The 23,580-nt window shown below is 72.9% G+C and carries 17 protein-coding genes; 13 read left to right on the top strand and 4 right to left on the bottom strand.

The genetic code is table 11. The annotated features are described in order from the left end of the window. Positions 1-36: 36 nt before the first annotated feature. Positions 37-2,829 carry a YbhN family protein gene (locus ACIQPT_RS30245; protein WP_401160446.1) on the bottom strand — a complete coding sequence of 931 codons (2,793 nt, stop codon included), beginning with the start codon at positions 2,827-2,829 and terminating at the stop codon, positions 37-39. Between the two features lie 221 nt (positions 2,830-3,050). On the opposite strand from ACIQPT_RS30245, the gene ACIQPT_RS30240 reads away from it, so the two are divergent. The 5 genes from ACIQPT_RS30240 (at position 3,051) to nudC (ending at position 13,095) form a co-directional block, all read left to right on the top strand. Continuing rightward, complete coding sequence (locus ACIQPT_RS30240; protein WP_401160444.1) at positions 3,051-3,524, top strand: MGMT family protein; 474 nt, start codon at positions 3,051-3,053, stop codon at positions 3,522-3,524. A 211-nt stretch (positions 3,525-3,735) separates the two neighbouring features. Then, on the top strand, positions 3,736-7,089 hold the full coding sequence (locus ACIQPT_RS30235) for an ATP-dependent helicase (protein WP_401160442.1): 3,354 nt from the start codon (positions 3,736-3,738) through the stop codon (positions 7,087-7,089). Between the two features lie 54 nt (positions 7,090-7,143). Further along, on the top strand, positions 7,144-10,668 hold the full coding sequence (locus ACIQPT_RS30230) for a UvrD-helicase domain-containing protein (RefSeq protein ID WP_401160440.1): 3,525 nt from the start codon (positions 7,144-7,146) through the stop codon (positions 10,666-10,668). A gap of 10 nt (positions 10,669-10,678) precedes the next feature. Further along, entirely contained in the window at positions 10,679-12,076 is a 1,398-nt protein-coding gene (locus tag ACIQPT_RS30225; protein ID WP_401160438.1) for a dipeptidase, read from the top strand. A gap of 62 nt (positions 12,077-12,138) precedes the next feature. Next, the gene (gene nudC / locus ACIQPT_RS30220; protein WP_401160436.1) at positions 12,139-13,095 is read left to right on the top strand and encodes an NAD(+) diphosphatase; all 957 of its coding nucleotides are present in this window, start codon (positions 12,139-12,141) and stop codon (positions 13,093-13,095) included. Positions 13,096-13,179: 84 nt separating this feature from the next. On the opposite strand, the gene ACIQPT_RS30215 is transcribed toward nudC, so the two are convergent. Beyond that, a complete protein-coding gene (locus tag ACIQPT_RS30215; RefSeq protein ID WP_006127421.1) occupies positions 13,180-13,434 on the bottom strand; it encodes a glutaredoxin domain-containing protein in 255 nt (84 codons plus the stop codon). 251 nt (positions 13,435-13,685) lie between these two features. Between ACIQPT_RS30215 and ACIQPT_RS30210 the strand changes: the two genes are divergently transcribed. The 5 genes from ACIQPT_RS30210 to ACIQPT_RS30190 all read left to right on the top strand — a co-directional run bounded on the left by ACIQPT_RS30210 (position 13,686) and on the right by ACIQPT_RS30190 (position 17,608). Then, the gene (locus ACIQPT_RS30210) at positions 13,686-15,902 is read left to right on the top strand and encodes an ATP-dependent DNA helicase UvrD2 (protein WP_401160434.1); all 2,217 of its coding nucleotides are present in this window, start codon (positions 13,686-13,688) and stop codon (positions 15,900-15,902) included. Between the two features lie 167 nt (positions 15,903-16,069). Next, the gene (locus tag ACIQPT_RS30205; RefSeq protein WP_401160432.1) at positions 16,070-16,405 is read left to right on the top strand and encodes a hypothetical protein; all 336 of its coding nucleotides are present in this window, start codon (positions 16,070-16,072) and stop codon (positions 16,403-16,405) included. Positions 16,406-16,581: 176 nt separating this feature from the next. Then, positions 16,582-16,950 (top strand): WhiB family transcriptional regulator, encoded by a 369-nt coding sequence (locus ACIQPT_RS30200; protein WP_103530816.1) that lies wholly within the window; start codon positions 16,582-16,584, stop codon positions 16,948-16,950. Then, positions 16,947-17,306, top strand: a complete 360-nt coding sequence (locus ACIQPT_RS30195; RefSeq protein ID WP_030580483.1) for a hypothetical protein — start codon at positions 16,947-16,949, stop codon at positions 17,304-17,306. Before ACIQPT_RS30200 ends, ACIQPT_RS30195 begins: the two co-directional genes overlap by 4 nt. Positions 17,307-17,404: 98 nt before the next feature. Beyond that, positions 17,405-17,608 carry a hypothetical protein gene (locus ACIQPT_RS30190; RefSeq protein ID WP_401160430.1) on the top strand — a complete coding sequence of 68 codons (204 nt, stop codon included), beginning with the start codon at positions 17,405-17,407 and terminating at the stop codon, positions 17,606-17,608. Between the two features lie 26 nt (positions 17,609-17,634). Here the strand turns inward: ACIQPT_RS30190 and ACIQPT_RS30185 are convergent, their stop codons facing one another. Beyond that, the gene (locus tag ACIQPT_RS30185) at positions 17,635-19,014 is read right to left on the bottom strand and encodes an ABC1 kinase family protein (RefSeq protein ID WP_401160429.1); all 1,380 of its coding nucleotides are present in this window, start codon (positions 19,012-19,014) and stop codon (positions 17,635-17,637) included. Positions 19,015-19,078: 64 nt separating this feature from the next. Next, positions 19,079-20,278, bottom strand: coding sequence for a ThiF family adenylyltransferase (locus ACIQPT_RS30180; protein ID WP_401160427.1), 1,200 nt, complete (start codon positions 20,276-20,278; stop codon positions 19,079-19,081). A gap of 218 nt (positions 20,279-20,496) precedes the next feature. Here ACIQPT_RS30180 and ACIQPT_RS30175 point away from each other — a divergent pair, with 218 nt between their 5' ends. The 3 genes from ACIQPT_RS30175 to ACIQPT_RS30165 all read left to right on the top strand — a co-directional run bounded on the left by ACIQPT_RS30175 (position 20,497) and on the right by ACIQPT_RS30165 (position 23,570). Further along, the gene (locus ACIQPT_RS30175; protein WP_401160425.1) at positions 20,497-21,120 is read left to right on the top strand and encodes a M48 family metallopeptidase; all 624 of its coding nucleotides are present in this window, start codon (positions 20,497-20,499) and stop codon (positions 21,118-21,120) included. 120 nt (positions 21,121-21,240) lie between these two features. After that, positions 21,241-22,878 (top strand): TerD family protein, encoded by a 1,638-nt coding sequence (locus ACIQPT_RS30170; RefSeq protein WP_401160423.1) that lies wholly within the window; start codon positions 21,241-21,243, stop codon positions 22,876-22,878. A gap of 11 nt (positions 22,879-22,889) precedes the next feature. Then, positions 22,890-23,570 carry an AIM24 family protein gene (locus ACIQPT_RS30165; RefSeq protein ID WP_401160421.1) on the top strand — a complete coding sequence of 227 codons (681 nt, stop codon included), beginning with the start codon at positions 22,890-22,892 and terminating at the stop codon, positions 23,568-23,570. Positions 23,571-23,580 lie beyond the last annotated feature (10 nt).

The raw sequence follows: 23,580 nt of genomic DNA, 5'->3' as shown, positions 1-23,580 counted from the left end.
TCCGGCGACAGCTCGCCCTTGCGGGACGGCCTCCGGCTACAGCTCGCCCTTGCGGGTCAGCTGGTTGAAGGCGATCCACCCCGGCAGCACCGGCAGCCACAGCGTCATCACGCGGTACAGCAGCACCGCGGGCGCCGCGACCTCCTTCGGCAGCCCGACCGCGATCAGGCCCAGCGTCAGGGCCCCCTCGACCGCGCCCATACCGCCCGGCGTCGGGGCGGCCGAGCCGAGCGCGTTCCCGGCGAGGAAGACCACCGCGATGCTCGCGTAGCTCAGCTGGGGCACGTCCGGGCCGCTGAACGCCCGGATCGAGGCGTCCAGGCAGAGCACGAACAGGCCGGTCAGCAGCAGCATGCCGCCGATGCCGGTCAGCAGCTTCTGCGGCCGCTGCACCACGTCCAGCATGCGCGGCACGACCCCGGCGAACAGCGAGCGCACCCGGGTCACCACGAACTTCCGCAGGAACGGGATCGCCGTCACCACCAGCACCAGCACCGCGACCGTGAGCAGACCCGCGATCACCGTCCGGGACGGGGTCAGCGAGTCCGGGGTCTTCTCCGTCCCCGTGAGGTAGCCGAACAGTGCCAGCAGCAGGATGTGGGCGCCGAGCCCGAAGAGCTGCGAGGCCCCGACGCTCGCCACCGCGAGACCGGGGCGCACCCCGGCCCGCTGGAGGAAGCGGGTGTTCAGTGCCACACCACCGACGGCGGCCGGCGCGACGATCTTCACGAACGAGCCGGCCACCTGCGCCTGCACGGTCTTCAGGAACGGCACCCGCTCCGGCACGAAGCCCAGCAGGCTCATCGCCGCCGCCACATAGCTCAGCGCCGAGAAGCCGAGGGCGGCCGCCACCCAGCCCCACTCCGCCTGCTCCACGACCGCCCCGAAGTCGGCCTGGGTGACCTGCGAGATCAGGAAGTACGCGGCGATGGCCCCGGCGATGAAGCTGAACAGGGTGCGCGGCTTGATGCGCTCCAGCCGGACCGGTTCGACCGGGGCCTGCGGGCGGATCAGCAGCACCTGACGGCGGATCTGGGCGAGCAGATCCTCCTCGCGGGCCTCCTCCAGCGCCTCGTCGATGGCGCGCTTCTCGGCCTGCTTCTCGGTGCGCAGCGACTTGCGCTCCGCCTTGGGGTCCGTCCTGGAGCCCGCCCCGCCGTCCGGTCCGGGGTCCGCCGCGATACCGGCCTTCGCCTGCTTGGCCGCCTGCGAGGCCTCCACCACCGCCTCCCGCTCGCGCTGCGAACGCTCGCGGGCGATCCGGCGCAGCGTCGCCCGGGTGGAACGGCTCAGCGCGATCGGCTGGAGCAGCGGCAGACAGTCCGCCACCGCGTCCGGGCCGAGCACGGCCAGCGCCCCGGCGACCGACCGCTCGGCGCCCACCCGCAGTCCCAGCGTGGTCAGCAACTGGGCGACGTCCATCCGCAGCACCAGATCACCGGCGGCGATCTCGCCGCCGCGCAGATCCGTCACGAACGCCTTGCCGGAACGATCCACCAGGAGGGCGTCACCGGTCAGTCTGCGGTGCGCGATCCGCCGCGACTGGAGGGCCTTCACCTGACGCCAGGCGCTGCGCACCAGATCGTCGGTGATCTCCTCGTCCTCCATCGCGTCCAGCGACCGGCCGCCGATGTGCTCGTAGACGAGCATCACCGCGTCGGGGCCCAGCTCCGATGTGGCGATCAGCTTGGGCGCGTTCGCCCCGGCGGCGATGGCCGCGTACGCGAGCAGCGCCTCCTGCTCCAGCGCCTGGCGCAGCGACTGGATGGAGCGCCGCTGGGTGAGCGTGCGCAGCGTGAGCCGCCGCCAGGCCCGGTAGAAGAACCCCTGTGCCTGCTGTTCCCGGTCGACGACGGTGACGTCCAGCGGCGGCCCGTCCTCCAGGGTGACCAGATACCGCCGTCCCCGGTCGCTCTGGTCGGCGTTGTCCTTGTCCGGGACGTCCTCGGTGCGCATCGCCGCGACCGGCCGGAAGCCCACGTGCCGCAGACCGGCCATCAGGTGCTGGCCGGTGGGGCGGACGTTCGGCGAGCCGACCGCGTACAGCGTCCCGTACGCCACCGTCCAGCCGATCAGCACGGTGAGGATGATCGAGAACGGGGTGGTGTACCCGCCGACGAGCATCGCGAACGCGTCGAGCAGCAGCACCACCCACAGCACCACGCGCCAGCGCGGCCGCCGCGCCATCCCGACCGCCGTCATGTACGCGATCACCGGTGCCAGATAGCCGTGCACCGGGTCGGTGAGCCCGCCGGCCGTCTGCGGCTGGGTCAGCGCGTCCTGGATGGTGCCGGGAGCGGTCCGCGAGACCCAGAGATCGGTGGCGAGCGTCACCCCGTGGGCGAGTACGGCGGCGAGCACCCCGTCCGCGATGCGCAGCCCGTCGCGTTTGATGAGGCGTTCGATGGCGAAGGCGACCGGCACCAGCAGCACGGCGATGCTGGACACCAGACCGGCGATCTTGATCAGCAGATCGGGCGCCTGCTCGGTGCCCTTGGAGATGTCGTCCTCGAGGCCGGTCGTGGTGCCCTGGGCGAACGCGGCGATCGAGAACAGGATCGCGATCGCGAGCACCCCGATGAGCAGCCGCATCAGGTCGGAGGGGCGGTGCACCCGGGCGGGGAGCAGCGGCTCGTCCCCGGATACGCGGTCGCTCAGGGCGGCGTCGGCGGAGGCCAGGGTCGAGCCGGCCAGATGCCCGGTGGTGGACGTCGTGGGACCGTCGGCGCGGGGTGCACCGGAGGAGGCGCGGGATGCTCCCGAGGTCTCGGGACCGCCCTGCGGGCGCTCCCCGGCATCGGAGGCGTCCGCCGCCTTCGGTGGCTGCACGCCCTGCTCCTTCGTCGCCTCTGGTTCGTCTTCGCGTTCTGGTATCACCGGTCACCGCCCGCATGATGGTGGCACGGCCCGTAGACAGACGAGGGCATCAGGGTGCATTGCACGGGCGCGGGAAGCGCAACATACGCCCCTTTGCACCTGCGTGCACGCCGAGTGTCCGGACGGAGACCGTTTCGGCCGGGCTGTCGGTGGCGTACGGCAGGATGGGGCGGATGAGCCAGGACCAGACGGACCGGAGCGGCTCCGGCACCGCCCCGGCCGGCGCCGAGCCGCCGGAGTTCGCGGAGCTGCCGGAGTACGCGGAGCGCGTCCTCGACGTGGCCGATCTCATCCCGCCCGGCCGGGTGATGACGTACGGCGACATCGCGGAGTGGCTGGGCGAGGGAGGACCCCGCCAGGTCGGCCGGATCATGGCGCTGTACGGATCGGCCGTGCCGTGGTGGCGCGTCGTCCGCGCCGACGGGACGCTGCTCCCCGCCCACGAGCTGCGGGCGCTGGACCACTACCGTGCCGAGGGCACCCCGCTGCGCGAGGCGTCGCGGCAGGCGGAGGGGCACATCCCGCGGATCGACATGCGGTGCGCCCGCTGGGACGGGCACGGGCACGCAGGTGGAGCCGAAGGTGACGAGGGCGGTCCGGGTGGTCGGGGCGGTCCCGGCGGTCCGGGCGAGGAAGCTCACACCTGACAGCTTCCGCCATCGGCCTCCGGCAGGAGCGGCCCGACGCGGCAGCGCACGTGACGAGGGACGCAGCGCGGTCGCCGCCTCCCGCGCCGTCGCTGGCGTAGCGTCGTCATCGCGCGGCACGCTCAGCCCCTTCCTCTTCTTCCTCGGCTGCACCGACCCGCTTCCTCATCACCCGTACACCCACGCACCTCCACCAGGACCGGCGATCCACGTGAGTTCCTCCTCCACCCGGCACAGTCCGCACCGTGAGTCACGGCCGCGGACCACGGGTGCGTACCGTCTGGTGCGCACTCCGCCGGGTTCGGTGGATCCTCCTCTCCTGGACGCAGGCCAGCGCGCGGTGGTTGACCACCCCGGCGGCCCGCTGCTGGTCCTCGCCGGGCCCGGCACCGGCAAGACCACCACCCTCGTCGAGTCCGTCGCCGCACGGGTGAACCGGGGCGCGGACCCGGCCCGCATCCTCGTCCTCACCTTCAGCCGCAAGGCCGCCGTCGAACTGCGGGACCGGATGGCCGCCCGCCTCGGCGCGGCGCGGGGCCCGCAGGCCACCACGTTCCACTCGTACTGCTACGCCCTGGTCAGGGCGCACCAGGACGCCGATCTGTTCGCCGATCCGCTGCGCCTGCTGTCCGGGCCCGAACAGGACGTCACCGTCCGCGAACTGCTCGCGGGCCAGCTCGACCTGGAGAAGGAGGGCCTGGCCCACGTCCGCTGGCCGGACGAACTGCGGTCCTGCCTGACCACGCGCGGCTTCGCCGACGAGGTGCGCGCGGTGCTGGCCCGCAGCCGCGAGCTCGGTCTCGGCCCGGACGCGCTGGCCGCCTTCGCCCAGCGCACCGGCCGCCCGGACTGGGGAGCGGCGGCCCAGTTCCTCGCCGAGTACCTCGACATCCTCGACGCCCAGGGCGTCCTGGACTACGCGGAGCTGGTGCACCGCGCGGTCCTGCTCGCCGAACGCCCGGAGGTGGCGGCGGAGCTGGCCGAGCGCTACGACGCGGTGTACGTCGACGAGTACCAGGACACCGACCCCGCCCAGGTGCGCCTGCTGCACGCGCTGGCGGGCAACCGGGGGCGTGGCGAGGGCCCTAGCGGCGGGCGGACGCTGATCGCCTTCGGCGACCCCGACCAGTCGATCTACACCTTCCGGGGCGCCGACGTGAACGGCATCCTCGACTTCCCGGACACCTTCCGCCGGGCGGACGGGGGCTCCGCGCCCGTGGGCGTCCTCACCACCTCCCGCCGCTCCGGGGCCGAGCTGCTCGCGGCGACCCGGCTGCTCACCCGCCGCATGCCGCTGACCCGGCTGCCCGGCGACAGGATCCGCGCCCACCGCGAGCCGCACGCGGTCCGGGACGGCGGCCGCGTCGAGACGTACACCTACCCGACCGCGTCCACGGAGCTGGAGAACATCGCGGACCTGCTGCGCCGCGCCCACCTGGAGGACGGGGTGCCGTGGCAGGAGATGGCCGTGCTGGTACGGGCCGGGGGCCGCTCGCTGCCCGCCGTCCGCCGCGCCCTCACCTCCGCCGGCGTGCCCCTGGAGGTCGACGGCGACGACCTGCCGCTGCGCCACGAACCGGCCGTCGCCCCGCTGCTGACGGCGCTGCGGACGGTGGCGACGGCGGCGCTGCGACGCCTCCCCGACCTTCCCGACCTCCCCGAGGGAGATCCGGGTGAGGCCGTGACGCCGTCCTGGCTCGACACCGAGACCGCCCTCACCCTCCTCACGTCCCCGCTCGGCTCCATGGACGCCGCCGACCTGCGCCGCCTCGGCCGGGCCCTGCGCGACGAGGAACGCGCCGCCGGGATCCGGGTCCCCGCCGCCTCCGACGACCTGCTGGCCCGTGCCCTGGCCGAGCCCGAACGGCTCGTCACGCACGACCCGGCGTACGCCCACGGCGCGCAGCGCCTCGGCGCGCTCCTGCGCAAGGCCCGCGAGCTCCTCGAAGGCGGCGGCACCGCCGAGGAGGCCCTGTGGACCCTGTGGAACGGCACCCCCTGGCCGGGCCGGCTGGAGCGGGCCGCGCTGCGCGGCGGGGCGGGCGGCCGCAACGCCGACCGCGATCTCGACGCGGTGTGCGCCCTGTTCGACACGGCCGCCCGCGCCGAGGAGCGCACCGGCGGGCGCGGGGCCCTCAACTTCCTGGAAGAGGTCGACGCCCAGGACATCGCCGCCGACACCCTCTCCCGGCGGACCGCCCGCCCCGACGCCGTACGCCTGATGACCGCCCACCGCTCCAAGGGCCTGGAGTGGCGGCTCGTCGTCGTCGCCGGGGTCCAGGAGGGCGTCTGGCCCGACCTGCGCCGCCGGGGCTCCCTCCTGGAGGCGGACCGGATCGGCCGCGACGGACTCGCCGAACCCCTCACGCCCGGGGCCCTCCTCGCGGAGGAGCGCCGGCTCTTCTACGTCGCCGCCACCCGCGCCCGCGACCGCCTGATCGTCACCGCCGTGAAGGCCCCCGCCGACGACGGCGACCAGCCCTCCCGCTTCCTCACCGAGCTGGGCGTCGAACCCCGCGACGTCACCGGCCGCCCGCGCCGCCCCCTCGCCGTCGCCGCGCTCGTCGCCGAACTGCGCGCCACCACGGTCGACCCGGCGGCATCCGACGCCCTGCGCGAGGCCGCCGCCCACCGGCTCGCCCGGCTCGCCGCGCTCACCGACGACGAGGGGCAGCCGCTGGTGCCCGCGGCCCACCCGTACCGCTGGTGGGGTCTGGACGAGCCGACCCGCTCCGCCGTCCCGCTGCGCGACCGCGACCAGCCCGTCACCCTCTCCGGCAGTGCGCTGGACCAGCTCGCCAACACCTGCGCCCTCCAGTGGTTCCTGGGCCGCGAGGTGAAGGCCGACGCCCCGGCCACCGCCGCCCAGGGGTTCGGCAACGTCGTCCACGTCCTCGCCGACGAGGTCGCCTCCAGCCGTACGCCCGCCGATCTCGACGTCCTCATGGAGCGCCTGGACTCCGTGTGGAACGGCCTCGCCTTCGACGCCCCATGGAAGTCCGAACAGGAGAAGGACCACGCCCGCGCCGCCCTGGAACGCTTCCTGCACTGGCATGTCCTGGACCGGGGCGGCCGCACCCCCACCGCGAGCGAGCACGACTTCGACGTGACGCTGGAGGCGGGGGAGTACGCCGTCCGCATCCGGGGCTCCATGGACCGGGTCGAACAGGACGCCGAGGGCCGGGCGTACGTCGTCGACTTCAAGACCGGCAAGGGCGCGCCCACCAAGGACGAGGTCGCCGCCCACCCCCAGCTCGCGGTCTACCAGCTCGCCGTCCGGGAGGGCGCGGTCGACGAGGTCTTCGACGGAAAGCGCCCCGAACCGGGCGGCGCCGAACTGGTCCAGCTCCGTCAGCCCGCCCCCAAGAAGGAGGGCGGCGACGCCTTCCCCAAGGTCCAGGCCCAGGAACCGCTGGCCGGGGAGTGGGTCTCCGACCTGCTCGCGACGGCCGCCGGGAAGGTCCTGGACGAACGCTTCACGCCCACCACCGGCACCCACTGCACCCACTGCACGTTCCGCGCGGCGTGCAGCGCGCAGCCGGAGGGGCGGCAGGTGGTGGAGTAGCCGCCGTATCCCGTTCGTACGGGGTTGTCGGTGGTGCCGGTTACCGTTGACCGGGTGTCCTCACGCATCACCGATCCCGAGCAGCTCAAGGAGCTCCTCGGGATCCCGTTCACCCCGGAGCAGACGGCCTGCATCACCGCGCCGCCCGCCCCGCAGGTGATCGTGGCCGGAGCCGGGTCGGGCAAGACCACGGTGATGGCCGCCCGCGTGGTCTGGCTGGTGGGCACCGGACAGGTCGCGCCCGAGCAGGTCCTCGGCCTCACCTTCACCAACAAGGCGGCGGGCGAGCTGGCCGAGCGGGTCCGCAAGGCGCTGATCGCCGCCGGGGTCACCGACCCCGACGTCATCGACCCGGACAACCCCCCGGGCGAACCCACCATCTCCACCTACCACGCCTTCGCCGGCCGCCTCCTCACCGAGCACGGCCTGCGCATCGGCCTGGAGCCCACCACCCGCCTCCTCGCCGACGCCACCCGCTACCAGCTCGCGGCCAAGGTGCTGCGCGAGGCCCCGGGCCCGTATCCCGCGCTCACCCGGTCCTTCCCCACCCTGGTCAGCGATCTCCTGGCGCTCGACGGAGAGCTGTCCGAACACCTCGTACGGCCCGGGCGGCTGGACACGTACGACACCGACCTGCTGCACGAACTGGCCACCGCCAAGCTCAGCAACGCCGATCTGCGCAAGATCCCCGAGACCGCCGAGGCCCGCCGCTCCCTCCTCGGCCTCACCGAGCGCTACCGCGCCGCCAAGCGGAGCCGGGACCTGCTGGACTTCGGCGACCAGATCGCCCTCTCCGCCGAGCTGGCCCTGACCCGGCCGGAGGTGGGGGAGATCCTGCGCGACGAGTTCCGGGTGGTGCTCCTGGACGAGTACCAGGACACGTCGGTGGCCCAGCGGCTCCTGCTGTCCGCGCTGTTCGGCAGCGGTACGGAAGAGCGAGCGGTCGGCCACGCGGTGACCGCCGTTGGCGACCCCTGCCAGGCGATCTACGGCTGGCGCGGCGCATCCGTCGCCAACCTCGACGACTTCCCCGAGCACTTCCCGCACGCCGACGGCACCCCCGCCACCCGCTACAGCCTCAGCGAGAACCGCCGCAGCGGCGGCCGCCTCCTCCAGCTCGCCAACGGCCTCGCCGAACCGCTGCGCGCGATGCACGAGGGCGTCGAGGCGCTGCGGCCCGCCCCGGGCGCCGAGCGGGACGGCATGGTCCGCTGCGCCCTGCTGAACACGCACACCGAGGAGATCGACTGGCTCGCCGACTCCCTCGCCCACCTCGTGCGCACCGGCACTCCGCCCGGCGAGATCGCCGTCCTGTGCCGCACCGCCGGGGACTTCGGGCAGATCCAGGCGGCCCTGGTCGCCCGCGACATCCCGGTCGAGGTCGTCGGCCTCGCCGGACTGCTGCATCTGCCCGAGGTGGCCGACCTGGTCGCCGTCTGCGAAGTCCTCCAGGACCCGGGGGCCAACGCATCGCTGGTCCGCCTCCTCACCGGACCACGCTGGCGCATCGGCCCCCGTGACCTGGCGCTGCTGGGCCGCCGCGCCCGTCTCCTGGTGCACCGGGCGGGCCACGCGGACGACGCCGACGCGGACCAGCGGCTCGCGGACGCGGTCGAGGGCACGGACCCGGCCGAGGTGATATCGCTCGCGGACGCGCTGGACACCTTCCTTCTCGCGGGGGACGCGGCCGACGACGGACTGCCGTTCTCCGCCGAGGCCCGCGTCCGCTTCGCCCGCCTCGCGCGGGAGCTGCGCGACCTGCGCCGCTCGCTCGCGGACCCCCTGATGGACGTCCTGCACCGGGTCCTGGCCACCACCGGCCTGGAGGTCGAGCTGTCGGCGTCCCCGCAGGCACTGGCCGCCCGCCGCCGCGAGACCCTCGCCAACTTCCTCGACACGGCGGCCCGGTTCGCCTCCCTCGACGGGGAGGCGTCGCTGCTCGCCTTCCTCGGCTTCCTGCGCACCGCCGCGCAGTACGAGAAGGGCCTCGACAACGCGCTGCCCGGCGGCGAGAACACCGTGAAGGTCCTCACCGCCCACAAGTCCAAGGGCCTGGAGTGGGACGTCGTCGCCGTGCCGGGACTGGTCACCGGCCAGTTCCCCAGCGACCGGTCCCGGGACGCGTGGACCGCCCAGGCCAAGGTGCTCCCGCACGCCCTGCGCGGCGACGCGGCGACGCTCCCGGCCGTCGACAGCTTCGACGCCAAGGGGCTGAAGGCGTTCAAGGAGGAGATGAAGGAGCACCAGCACACGGAGGAGCTGCGCCTCGGCTACGTCACCTTCACCCGCCCCCGCTCGCTGCTCCTCGGCTCCGGCCACTGGTGGGGCCCGTCCCAGAAGCGGACGCGCGGCCCGTCCGCCTTCCTCGACGCGCTGTACGAGCACTGCGCGGCGGGCCACGGTGAGATCGAGGCCTGGGCGGACGAGCCCGCCGAGGACGAGGAGAACCCGGCCCTCGCGGCGCCCGACACCGACCTGGCCTGGCCGCTCCCGCTCGACGCCGACGCCCTCGCCCGCCGCCGCGCCGCCCGGGACACGGTGCTGGCCCACCTGGAACGCCTGGCCGTCCAGGGGGACGAGCAGCCACCGTCGTACGCCCCCGAACCCGAACCCGAACCCGAACCCGACCGCGTACCGGCGTACGAACCCTGGGACGAGGAGCCACCGGCCGACGAGGAGTGGGACTGGGACGCGCTCCCCACCGAACGCCCCGTGGACACGTCGGAGGCCGAACCGGACACGGCCCGCGAGCCCGCCCCGGAGTCGGTACGGGAGGCGGGACCGCAGCCCGCACCGCAGCCCGTACGCGAGCCCGCCCCGCACATCCCCGCCGCACGTCACCCGCAGGAGGACCCGGCCGGGGACCCGGCCGGGCGGCTCACCCCCGAGGAGGCCCGCACCCTCGCCTCCTGGGACCGCGATCTGGACTCCCTGGCCGGGGAGCTGCGTCGCGCCCGCGCCACCGTGCGCGAGGTCCACATCCCCGCGTCGCTCTCCGCCACCCAACTGCTGCGGCTGGCCGAGGACCCCGACGCCTTCGCCCAGGAGCTGGCCCGCCCCATGCCCCGCCCGCCCGGTGCCGCCGCCCGCCGGGGCACCCGCTTCCACGCCTGGGTGGAGTCGCGGTACGAGGAGCTGCCGCTGCCCATGCTCGGCCCCGACGAGCTGCCCGGGGGCGACGAGAACGACGCGGACATCGCGGACGAGCGGGACCTCGCCGAGCTCAAGGAGGCGTTCGAGCGCACCGCGTACGCCCGGCGCACGCCGTACCGGGTGGAGACCCCGTTCCAGATCACGCTGGCGGGCCGGGTGATCCGGGGCCGGATCGACGCCGTCTACCGCACGGGTGACACCTACGAGATCGTCGACTGGAAGACCAGCCGCCACCGCACCGCCGACCCGCTCCAGCTCGCCGTCTACCGCCTCGCCTGGGCCGAACTGCACGATCTGCCGCTCGACGCCGTCACCGCCACCTTCCTCTACGTACGCAGCGGGGAGACCGTCCATCCGCAGGGGCTGCCCGGCCGGGCCGAGCTGGAGCGGATCCTGCTGGACGAGCCCGCCCCCGAGGGCGGATAGGCTCAAGAGCATGAGCGAGACCCCGGACAGCGCCGTCCGTACGTACACCGAACAGCACCGCGCAGCCTTCCTCGACGACCTCGCCGAGTGGCTGCGCATCCCGTCCGTATCCGCGCAGCCGGAGCACGCGGGGGACGTACGGCGCAGCGCCGAATGGCTGAGCGCGAAGCTCAAGGAGACCGGATTCCCGGTCGCCGAGATCTGGGAGACCCCCGGCGCCCCGGCGGTCTTCGCCGAGTGGCCCAGCGAGGACCCGGCCGCCCCGACGGTCCTGGTCTACGGCCACCACGACGTGCAGCCCGCCGCCCGTGAGGACGGTTGGGCGACCGACCCGTTCGAGCCGGTGATCCGGGACGGCCGGATGTACGGACGCGGTGCGGCCGACGACAAGGGCCAGGTGTTCTTCCACACCCTCGGGGTCCGCGCCCACCTCGCCGCGACCGGCCGCACCACCCCCGCCGTCAACCTCAAGCTGCTGATCGAGGGCGAGGAGGAGTCCGGCTCGCCGAACTTCCGCGCCCTGGCCGAGCAGCACGCCGACCGGCTCGCCGCCGACGCGGTGATCGTCTCCGACACCGGCATGTGGGACGAGGACACCCCGACCGTCTGCACCGGCATGCGCGGCCTCGCGGAGTGCGAGATCGAGCTGTTCGGTCCGGCCCAGGACATCCACTCCGGATCGTTCGGCGGAGCCGTCCCCAACCCCGCCACCGAGATCGCCCGCCTGGTCGCCGCCCTCCACGACACGGACGGCAAGGTCGCGATCCCCGGCTTCTACGACGGGGTCACCGACCTCACCGACACCGAGCGGGCCCTCTTCGCCGAGCTGCCCTTCGACGAGGCCACCTGGCTGCGCACCGCCAAGTCGGGCGCCGCGTCCGGCGAGGCCGGGTACTCCACGCTGGAGCGCGTCTGGGCCCGCCCCACCGCCGAGGTCAACGGCATCGGCGGCGGCTACCAGGGCGCCGGCAGCAAGACGATCATCCCCTCCTCGGCCCTGGTGAAGATCAGCTTCCGGCTGGTCGACGGCCAGGACCCCGACCACGTACAGCGGGCGGTCCACGCCTGGGCCGAGGCCCGCATCCCGGCGGGCGTCCGCCACCGGATCGCCTTCCAGCCCGCCACCCGCCCCTGCCTGACCCCGCTGGACCACCCCGCCCTCCAGGCCGTGGCCCGCGCGATGGGCCGGGCCTTCGGGAAGAAGATCCTCTTCACCCGCGAAGGGGGCTCGGGCCCCGCCGCCGACCTCAGGGACGTGCTCGGCGCCCCCGTCCTCTTCCTCGGCATCTCCGTACCCTCCGACGGCTGGCACGCCCCCGACGAGAAGGTCGAACTGGACCTCCTCCTCAAGGGCGTGGAGACGACCGCCCACCTGTGGGGCGAACTGGCCTCGGCGCTGGGCCGATGAACCCGCCGCACCTCCACGTACCTCCGCACACCCGATCCACCCAGGGGGAGTAGGAAGCACCTGTGAGCACCTTCGACAACGCCACCGCAGACCGCCCGATCGGCCTCACCGCGCCGAGCGGCATCGACCGCGCGGCACACCACCGCCTCGACGAGGCGTGGCTGGCCGTGGCGTGGAGCCACCCGACGACCCGCGTCTTCGTCGTCTCCGGCGGGCAGGTGCTGATCGACGACACCCCCGACGGGGGCACCGAGATCGTCATGACCCAGGCCTTCGAGGCCCCGGTCACCGAGACCCACCGGTACTTCCTCGGCACCGACGAGAACGGCGTCAGCTACTTCGCGCTCCAGAAGGACTCGCTGCCCGGCCGCATGGACCAGTCGGCCCGCCCGGCCGGACTGCGCGAAGCGGGTCTCCTCCTCGGCCCCCGCGACGCGGGCCTGATGGTGCACGCCGTCGCCCTGGAGAACTGGCAGCGCCTGCACCGCTTCTGCTCCCGCTGCGGCGAGCGCACCGTCATCGCGGCGGCCGGCCACATCCGCCGCTGCCAGGCCTGCGGGGCCGAGCACTACCCGCGCACCGACCCGGCGGTCATCATGCTGGTCACCGACGACCAGGACCGGGCCCTGCTGGGCCGCCAGGTGCACTGGCCGGAGGGCCGCTTCTCCACGCTCGCCGGGTTCGTCGAGCCGGGGGAGTCGATCGAGCAGTCCGTGGCGCGCGAGGTGTACGAGGAGGCCGGCATCACCGTCGGCGAGGTCGAGTACATCGCCAGCCAGCCATGGCCCTTCCCCTCCAGCCTGATGCTCGGCTTCATGGCGCGGGCGACCACCTTCGACATCAACGTCGACGGCGAGGAGATCGAGGAGGCCCGCTGGTTCTCCCGCGAGGACCTCACCGCCGCCTTCGAGTCCGGCGAGGTCATGCCCCCGTTCGGCATCTCGATCGCGGCCCGGCTGATCGAGCTCTGGTACGGCAAGCCGCTCCCGAGGCCCGGCGGCGCGAAGCGGACCGGCTGAGCGCCACCCCCGGACACAGGAATGCCCCCGGCGATGCCGGGGGCATTCCTGTGTCCGCGACGGGCGGTCGTTCCATCGGCCGGATCAGGCGGCGAGCGCCTGCTTCACCTGGGCGAGCGACGGGTTCGTCATGACCGACTCGGTGCCCGAGGGGGCCACGATCAGCAGCGTCGGGACCGTCTGGTTTCCGCCATTCGCCTTCTCGACGAACGCGGCCGACTCCGGGTCGTGCTCGATGTTGACCTCGTTGTACGCGATGCCCTCGCGGTCCATCTGGCTCTTCAGCCGACGGCAGTAGCCGCACCAGGTGGTGCTGTACATCGTCACAGTGCCCGCCATGTCGCTGGCGCTCCTTCGTCTCGTCCGTCCGCTGCGCGGCCGGCAGCGTCACTCGCGGTCCGGCCACTGTCCGTGGCCGCCCCGCATCGATAAGGAACGTACGGGACGCCGCCACCATTCCCACCACGCCGGTACGGGCCCCGCACCCGGGTTCCGCACCCGGGCCCGCACTGCATGTCCCGGTACGACGAATACCTCACCCCTGTGGACAGGCGCCGCATCCGCCCCCTGGGACCTGGCAGCATGGCGGGGTGACAGCAGCAACGCACTCCACTCTCTTCCCCCAGGTTCCCGAGACCCCGGACGCCGTGCTGGACGGGCTCGACCCCGAACAGCGCGAGGTGGCTCTCGCCCTGCACGGACCGGTGTGCGTGCTGGCCGGAGCCGGTACGGGCAAGACCCGCGCGATCACCCACCGCATCGCGTACGGGGTGCGCGCGGGCATCATCCAGCCGGCCACCGTGCTCGCCGTCACCTTCACCAACCGGGCCGCCGGAGAGATGCGCGGCCGTCTCAGGCAGCTCGGCGCGACCGGCGTCCAGGCGCGGACCTTCCACTCCGCCGCCCTCCGACAGCTCCAGTATTTCTGGCCGAAAGCAGTCGGTGGCGAGCTGCCCAGGCTGCTGGAGCGGAAGGTGCAGCTGGTCGCCGAGGCGGCCGCCCGCTGCGAGCTCCGGCTCGACCGCAACGAGCTGCGGGACGTCACCAGCGAGATCGAGTGGGCCAAGGTCACCCAGACCGTCCCCGCCGACTATCCGGCCGCCGTCGCCAAGACCCAGCGGGACGCACCCCGCGACCCGGCGGTCCTCTCCCAGATCTACTCCATGTACGAGCAGCTCAAGCGCGACCGCTCGGTGATCGACTTCGAGGACGTGCTGCTGCTCACCGTCGGCATCCTCCAGGACCGCGGCGACATCGCCGAGCATGTGCGCGGCCAGTACCAGCACTTCGTCGTCGACGAGTACCAGGACGTGAGCCCGCTCCAGCAGCGGCTGCTCGACCTCTGGGTCGGCGACCGGGACGATCTCTGCGTCGTCGGCGACGCCAGCCAGACGATCTACTCCTTCACCGGGGCCACCCCCGACCACCTGCTGAACTTCCGCACCCGCCACCCCGGGGCGACCGTGGTCAAGCTGGTGCGGGACTACCGCTCCACCCCCCAGGTCGTGCACCTCGCCAACGGCCTGCTGAGCCAGGCCCACGGCAAGGCCGCCGACCACCGCCTGGAGCTGGTCTCCCAGCGCGACAAGGGCCCCGAGCCGGTCTACGCGGAGTATCCCGACGAACCCAACGAGGCCGAGTCCACCGCCCGGCGCATCCGCGACCTCATCGCCGCGGGCGTGCCGGCCGGCGAGATCGCCGTGCTCTACCGCGTCAACTCCCAGTCCGAGGTCTATGAGCAGGCCCTCGCGGACGCCGGGGTGCCCTACCAGCTGCGCGGCGCCGAGCGGTTCTTCGAGCGGGCCGAGGTCCGCGAGGCGGGCACCGCCCTGCGCGGCGCGGCGCGCGCCGGGGGCAACGACTCCCTGCTCGACGGGGCGGAGGGGCTGCCGTCCCAGGTGCGGGCGGTGCTCTCCACCAAGGGCTGGACCAGCCGCCCGCCCGCCGGGTCGGGGGCCGTGCGGGACCGCTGGGAGTCGCTGGCCGCGCTGGTGCGCCTCGCGGAGGACTTCGAGACGGCGAAACCCGGGGCGACCCTGACCGACCTGGTCCGTGAGCTGGACGAGCGGGCGGCCGCCCAGCACGCCCCGACGGTCCAGGGGGTGACCCTGGCGTCGCTGCACTCGGCGAAGGGCCTGGAATGGGACGCCGTGTTCCTGGTCGGCCTGACCGAGGGCATGATGCCGATCGCCTACGCCAAGACCGACGAGCAGGTCGAGGAGGAGCGGCGCCTGATGTACGTCGGGATCACCCGCGCCCGCGCCCACCTCTCGCTCTCCTGGGCCCTGTCCCGGTCACCGGGCGGCCGGGCGAGCCGACGGCCGACCCGCTTCCTGAACGGGCTCCGTCCGGGCTCGACGGCCTCGGGCGCGCGGAGCGGGGCCGGCGGCGGCGGAGGGATCGACCGGGGCACCGGCCGGGCCGCCGTCGAGCGGACCCCGGCCGTCGAGCGCAAGCCCAGGAGCCCGGTGCGCTGCCGGGTCTGCGGACGGACGCTCACCGACGCGGGCGAGATGAAGCTGATGCGCTGCGAGGAGTGCCCGTCGGACATGGACGAGGCGCTGTACGGGCGGCTGTACGACTGGCGCGCCGCCCAGGCGGCCCTGCTGAGTCAGCCGGACTTCTGCGTGTTCACCGAGAAGACCCTCATGGCGATCGCCGAGGCCGTGCCGTCCACCGAGGGCGAGCTGGTCGTCATCCCCGGCGTCGGCAACCGGAAGTTGAGCCGCTTCGGCGCCGACGTTCTTGCCATCTGCGCAGGTGAGACGGTTGATGGCGAGCCCGAGGAGGGCGTCGACGAGACCTGAGGAAAACTCGTCCAGAAAATAGTTTGCGCCCGCCCCAGTCGTCACCATAGGTTCTTAACCACGGGAACAGCGACTTCTCTGAAGCCCTGAATCCGTGCTGTACTTATCCGAATACGCAGGACCGGTCCCGGCCGGTCCCCCCGAGACGCCGAGAGGAGGCGATTGAAGTGATCAGCATCATCGAAACCCAGAAAATGACCGATCTCTCGGTCGTCTCCGCCTGCTCGCTCGGCCTCGGCCTCACCCGCTCCTCGGTTGCTTCGCTTCACGCCACCGGTCTGTCCGGCATCTCTGCCGCCCGTCCGCTGTCCCTGGCGAGCCTCCCCGTGATGCGGGAGCGCAATGAGCGACCGATCGAGGCACCGGCGGCAGCAGTAGCGAAGGCAGCACAGGCTCAGGCCTATGCCTTTGCGGCAGCCGGTGCCGGAGCCAAGAAGCAGACGCAGCAGCACCACACGATGTGGGCCTTCCGTGGGCCTGAACCCTGGAGCGATCCAGCCTGATCCAGCATCAGGCCGGCGCCTTCAGGGCCGCGGAACCCCACTCGGGATCCGCGGCCCTTTTGTTTTGTCCGAACGGACGAGACGGAACGAAGGAGCCTCGGGACAAGCAGGACCTGGTACCAGCAGCCGCCAACCGGCCAACAGGCCGGCACGACCAGACGAGGACACCACCCACCGTGCACATCGAAACGCACGCCCCGTCAGTACCGCTTTCCGACTCGATCTCGCCGCCCGGCTCCACGGAGGACTCCACCTTGACCCCGCTCACCACGCTCACCGCGCTCGACGACGCCATCGAGAACCTCGGCGTGCCCGTCCCGTGCCGCTCCTACGACCCGGAGGTCTTCTTCGCCGAGTCGCCGGCCGACGTCGAGTACGCCAAGTCCCTCTGCCGTACCTGCCCGCTGGTCGAGGCCTGCCTCGCCGGGGCGAAGGACCGCCGCGAGCCGTGGGGCGTCTGGGGCGGCGAGCTCTTCGTCCAGGGCGTCGTCGTGGCCCGCAAGCGTCCGCGTGGCCGTCCGCGCAAGAACCCGGTCGCAGCGTGACCGCGACCTGTGGGGTCCCCGCCCCCACACGCCGGCTGCGCCTCGGAACGATTGACCGCCCCTACACCCATGACCCCCGGAATCAGGCACCAATGATCACCCCCACGAAGGAGCCCGTCGGCTCCGCCACCCCCGACGTCACCATCATCGGCGCGAACGACTCGCGTCAGAACAGGACCCGCGAAATGCAACTCATCCCAGAAGCCCTGGCTCGTGCGCATATGCACGACCGCCTGCGGGAGGCCCAGGGGGACCGCCAGTCGGTCCGCCTGATCGCCGCCCGCCGGATGCAGCGCCGGGCGGAGCGCGCCTCGCTGCGCGCCCGCCGCGCGCTGGCCATGGCGGTCATGCACTGACCGTGCAGCCATCACCCCACCGCGGGGCCGTCCGTATCCGGGCGGCCCCGCGGTGCGTTGTGCCGCCGCCCGTTCGGTCACGGGGATATCTTCAGGAGGTGGACGAGGAGACGCATCCCCCCGAACAACCCGCCGCGGGAAGCGTGGTGTGCGCCCGCTGCGGCACCGCCGCCGAAGGCGACACGCCCCCCGCCACCTGGCTCTGCGCCGTGGAGGACGGACGCCGGCTCCACTTCTGCGAGAGCTGCGCGCGCCTCCACATCCGCGCGATCGAGAGCCGCCTCGACTCACTCTGGTGGTAACCGCCCACCCCGCCCAGGCCCCGGCCCTACACCTGGACGGTCTCGCCCTCCGGCTCCGGGTCCTCCGCGAGGAACCCCGGCAGCCACGCTTCGAGCTCCTCGCGCAGCCGGACCGTCGCGCCGAGCTGGCACAGCACCCCGATCGTGCTGAGCGTCACCCGGTGTATCAGGACATAGGACGGGGGGAGGTTCAGCTGCCTGCCGAGCTGATGGGCGGGGGAGCGCGGATCGGCTATCCGGGCCGCCTGCTCACGGATCCAGCCCCGGCCGAAGGTGAACTCCTCCACCTGGGTGGGCTCGATGATCGGGAGCAGATAGTCGAGCACCTCGTCCGGATCCAGGTCGATCGACTCCTTCACGAAGCCCTCCGCGCGCAGCAGCCCGTACACCCCCGCCGCGTCGCCCTCCAGCGTCAGCCGCAGGGAATCGCCGATGTTCCGCGGCAGGCCGCCCGGAAGCCGGTCGACCGTGCCGAAGTCCAGCACCCCCAGCCGCCACGAGCCGACCGGGCCGCCCTCCTCCTCTTCCTCCGCCGGCAGCAGCCGGAAGTTGCCCGGATGCGGGTCGGCGTGCAGCAGCCCGGTGCGTGCCGGACCGGAGAAGAGGAAGCGGGCCAGTAGCTGCCCCGCACGGTCCCGCTGTTCCGTCGTACCCTCCGCGATGATCTCGGACAGCGGGATTCCGTCGATCCACTCCGTCACCAGCACCTGGTCGGACTGGTGCACCACCTGAGGGATCATCACGTCAGGGTCGTCCGCGAACTCCGCCGCGTGCTCCCGCTGCGCCTGCGCCTCCAGCGCGTAGTCCAGCTCCTCCGACACCCGGTCGCGCAGCTCCTTGATCAGCGGCTTGACGTCCACCCCCGGGACCAGCGGGCCGAGGAGCCGGGCGAAACGGCTGAGCTGGGCGAGGTCGGAGAGCAACGCCTCGCCCGCGCCGGGATACTGCACCTTCACGGCGACCTCGCGGCCGTCGTGCCACACCGCCCGGTGCACCTGCCCGATCGAGGCGGCGGCCGCCGGTGTGTCCTCGAACTCCAGGAAATACTCCCGCCAGTCCTCCCCGATTCGCTCGGCCAGTACCCCGTGGACCGTGCGCGCGGGCAGTGGCGGCGCGGCCTCCTGGAGCTTGGTCAGCGCGGCCCGGTAGGGGCCGGCGACCTCCTCGGGCAGAGCCGACTCGAAGACGGAAAGGGCCTGGCCCAGCTTCATGGCCCCGCCCTTCAGCTCGCCCAGGGTCTTGAACAGCTGGTCCGCCGTGCGCTGCTGCACCTCACGGGCGACCAGCTCGGCCGACTTGCCGCCGATCCGCTTGCCCAGCCCCCAGGTGGCACGGCCGGCGAAGCCGAGCGGAAGCGCGGCCAGCTTGGCCGTACGCGTAACCGCCTTCCGGGGAAGATCAGACATGTGCCCCTCCAGTTCCCAGACTGCCGTGCCGCTCGGGCCTCCGGTGTCACTCCGGCGACGGCGGTCACCCCGCCATTGTGTCCTGTGCCGGAACACCACCGGAGGCCCGTTCCGTCGTAGCGCCCCCGGTCGCCCCGCAGGAACAGTCCGCATGCGGGCCGATCGGCTCGGAACGCCAGTCCAGCAGGGGCAGCGCGGCCTCCCACCGCGTTCCGGTACTGGCCGGGAGGTCCCCGTCCAGGAACGCGAGGGCGTGTGCCGCGGCGAGACCGGCGACCGCCGTCGCGAGCGCCAGATCGCAGGCGGGCACCGCTCCCCGCCGCCCGGAACGCCACTGCGCCAGCATCCGGGGCCACTGCGGATCCCGGTCCGCACGGTGCAGCTCCAGGCAGCCCGCACAGCCGGTGCCGCCGGGCAGGACCAGAGGGCCGACCACTCCCGTGGCCTCGATCACCCCCGCGTAGAGATGCGGAGTGCCCGACGCGATCCAGGGACCGGCCGTGTCCACGACCGGCGCGTACACCGCGAGGCCGTCCCGGGGGGCGACGACGATCAGGGACAGACCGGGCTGTCCGGCACTCCCCGCCGCGGCGGCTCCCGCGGCTCCCACAGGAGCGAGCCCCGACGGGCCGGCACCCGTCTCGTCCGTTCTCGCATGCCGGGGAGCGGGCCCCGGGGCGGACCGGCGGACGAGCCGGCGGGCCGCCACGTCGCGCCGTTCCCCCACGGACGCCGGCGGGAGGCCCCCGGGCGCCACGTCCCAGGGCTCGGCCCGGCCCCCGTCGAGCACTTCCACCTGCCCCACCCCCGCCCCGGACAGCACCGAGGCGATGGACGCCCCGACCCTCCCCGCTCCCCGCACCTGGACCCGCATCGCCCGCCGGGCCGCCATCCGGCGCAGGCCGCCGCCCGGTTCGGGACGGACGACCGACAACGAGGACACGTCGGGGCGTTGGCGGTCCATCACGTCGACGCGCCTGCGCAGCGCATCGGCTCCCGGACCGGCCGACCTCGGGTCGTCCAGGAGTCCCGCCTCCGCCAACCGCGCCAGCAGGACGTCCACATGGCGTTCCGACAGGTCCAACGCGCGTGCCTCCTCGTGCAGGAGCGGCAGCCCACGTGTGCCGTCGAGCAGTTCCAGAAAGCTCCCCGTGGCGAGGTCCACCGGTCCGAGCGTCACGGCATGCGCGGGTGTCACACCGAATTGCACGGTGTTCCGTCCGCGCCAGGCACGACGCAGTGCGGGCTTCAACATCGGATACATGACTTCTCCCCCCGAGCGGTGTCGCGGGCACGGGCGCGCTCGCGGACCAGGTGATTCGCGGAGCTCTTTCCGCGGCACCTCCGCCAGAATGCGGGGCCGCGTCGAACCGTGCGCGGAGTTGTCCACAGGCGCGGGCTGTTCATCATGTAATCGGTGGATCGCCGCGGAACCGTTCCCGGGACGGGACTTCTCCCGCGGACAGCGGGTAACGTCGTGGCGTGCCCGCCGACCCGTCGTCCGGCTTCGCCGGGGAGACCCCCGCGCGCAGCGCCGGAACCCATCAGCGCAGCGCGGCAGCCCACCCGCCCCGCGCTTCGGCGACGAGCGCGGTCGAGGTCCGCAGGAGCACCCGGCGCAGGAAGTCGGTCTCCGCGTACCGGGAGGGCGACCGCACGATCGTGCTCATCCCCGCCCGGATGTCGGAGGCGGAGGAGCGGCGCTGGGTCGGCGTGATGCTCGACAAGCTCGCCGCCCAGGAGAACAAGCGCGTCCTCGGCGACACCGAGCTCGCGGAGCGGGCCGTGCGGCTGTCCGCCCAGTACTTCGACGGTCGGGCCCGGCCCGTCTCGGTGCGCTGGGTGACCAACCAGAACACCCGCTGGGGCTCGTGCACCCCGGCCGAGGGCAGCATCAGGCTGTCGCACCGGCTGAACGGCATGCCGGAGTACGTCGTCGACTACGTGCTCCTCCACGAGCTGGCGCATCTGCTCGTTCCCGGACACGGTCCGGGGTTCTGGCGGCTGCTGGAGGCGTACCCGCGCACCGAGCGCGCCCGCGGGTATCTGGAGGGCGTGGTGGCGGCCGATCACCTGCCCCACCTGCCCGCCGCCCGCGAGGAGTGACCGGGCTCCGCCGCGTTCGCCGATTCTGTACCGGGTGTGTACCGGCTTGGTCCGATGTCCTTGATTGCGGTTAGCCTGACGCGACGCATTTACCTTCGGGATGGGGGACGGTCGTTACGCATGGCCAGGGAATTCCAACGCGGCCACAAGGCCAAGATCAGTGATCTCACGGCAGGGACGGATCTGTACGTAGGCGTGCAGATCGCAGCTCCGGGGCTGACTTTCGACATCAGCTGCTTCGGCCTCGACGCCAACGAGCAGCTCTCCGACGACCGGTACTTCATCTTCTTCAACCAGCCGAAATCGCCCGAGGAGTCCATTCAGCTCCTCGGCGCGCAGTCCGGTGACACCGAGTCCTTCCGCGTCACGCTCGACCGCATTCCGGCAGCCATCCAGAAGCTCTCCTTCACCGCGACGCTCGACGGTTCCGGGCAGATGTCCCAGATCGGTCCGGGGTACATCCGGATCGTCGCGGGCGGCGAGGAAGTGGTGAGGTACGCCTTCACCGGTTCGGAGTTCACCACCGAGCGCGCGGTGATGCTCGGCGACTTCTACCTGAAGGACGTCTGGCGCTTCGCCGCCGTCGGCCAGGGCTTCGACGGCGGTCTCGACGCGCTCCTGAAGAACTTCGGCGGCGAGGTCGCCGAGGAAGAGCCGCCGCCCGCCGCGGCACCGGCCGCCGCCCCGGGCTTCGCCCCGCCGGCCCAGGCAGCCGCGCCCCCGGCCTTCGGTGCCCCGCCCGCACCCCAGGCACCGCAGCCCGCACCGTCGTTCGGCGCCCCGTCCGCGCCCACGCCGCCGCCCGCGCCGCAGCAGCCGATGCACGCGGCGCCGACGATCGCGGCCCCGCTGGCGCCCCAGGCGCCGTACGCTCCTCCCGCGGCTCCGCAGGCGCCCCAGGCCCCGTCCCCGTACGGCCAGCCCCAACAGCCCCAACAGCCGCAGTTCGGCCAGATCCCGGGTCAGGGCGCCCCGCCCGCCGCGCCCTTCGGCCAGCAGGCCCCCGCGCCCTACGGTCAGCCCGCGCCGGCCCCGTACGGTCAGCAGCCCCCCGGCGGAATGCCTCCGGGCGTGCCCCAGGGCGTGCCGGCCGCGGGCGCGGGTCTTCAGGCGGCCCTGCAGCCGTACAAGGAGACCGCGACCGGGCAGCGGTGGACCCCGCAGAACCAGCAGCTCATGCGGGTCGACCTGACCATGGGCGGATCCGGGGTCCTGGCCCGCCAGGGCAGCATGGTGATGTATCAGGGCAAGGTGGACTTCGGCTACAAGAGCGCCGGCTTCGTCGGCCGTGCCGTGGGCAACGCCACCGGCCAGGAAATGCAGCTGATGCGCTGTACCGGCCGCGGCCAGGTCTTCCTCGCCGAGGAGGGCTCGCACCTGCACCCGATCGAACTGCAGGGCGACGGCATCTGCGTCTCCGCCGAGAGCGTCCTCGCCTTCGACGAGTCCCTCCAGTACGAGGTCCGCAGGGTCGAGGGCCACGGCATCCCCGGCGGCGCCCTGTTCACCATGCTGTTCCAGGGCACCGGAACCGTGATCGTGAAGACCCACGGCACCCCGGTCGTCCTGCCGGTCACGCCCACCACGTTCGCCGACTGCAACGCCGTCGTCGCCTGGTCGGCCGCCTCCCAGGTGATCGTCTCCAGCCAGGTTCGGCTGCGCCGCAACGCCTACCCCGGACACAGCGGGGAGACCGTGAACCTCCAGTTCCGGGGCGCCCCCGGCAACTTCATCGTCGTCCAGCCCTACGAGGTCTGAGGGAGCCCGTCATGAACCAGCAACTCGCGGGCTTCGCCCCGACCCCTGTCACGGCCCGTATGGAGAACCACGGCAAGACCATGCTCAAGGTCGCCATGGCCTCCGGGCAGGACCTCTTCGCGCGCACCGGCTCGATGGTGGCGTACGAGGGCTTCATCCAGTACGAGCCCAACCCGCCCGCCGTCCGGCAGATCGCCTCCCAGTGGATCACCGGCGAGGGCGCACCCGTCATGAAGTGCTCCGGCGACGGACTGCTCTATCTCGCCGACTACGGCGCCGACGTGGTCGTCATCAACCTCAACAACGACTCCCTCTCCGTCAACGGCACCAACCTCCTCGCCTTCGACGCGCACCTCACCTGGGGCGTCGAGAAGGTCAAGGGGATGGCCAAGTTCGCCGGACAGGGCCTGTGGAACGTCGTCGTCCAGGGCACCGGATGGGTCGCCATCACCTCCCGGGGCACCCCGATCGTCGTCGACTGCGGACGCGGCGAGGACGAGACGTACGTCGACCCGGACGCGCTCGTCGCCTGGTCCCCGAACCTCAAGGTGAAGGGCAAGCGCAGCTTCAAGGCCGGCGCGCTCATCGGCCGCGGCAGCGGCGAGGCGTACCAGATGGCCTTCTCCGGCCAGGGCATCGTCGTCGTCCAGCCGAGCGAGGACAGTACGGACCGCCTGCGGATCCGGAACTGACGGGGAGGGA

It is taken from the genome of Streptomyces sp. NPDC091289 (assembly GCF_044757365.1).
Classification (GTDB): domain Bacteria; phylum Actinomycetota; class Actinomycetes; order Streptomycetales; family Streptomycetaceae; genus Streptomyces.
This window is presented reverse-complemented; position numbering and strand designations above follow the sequence as displayed.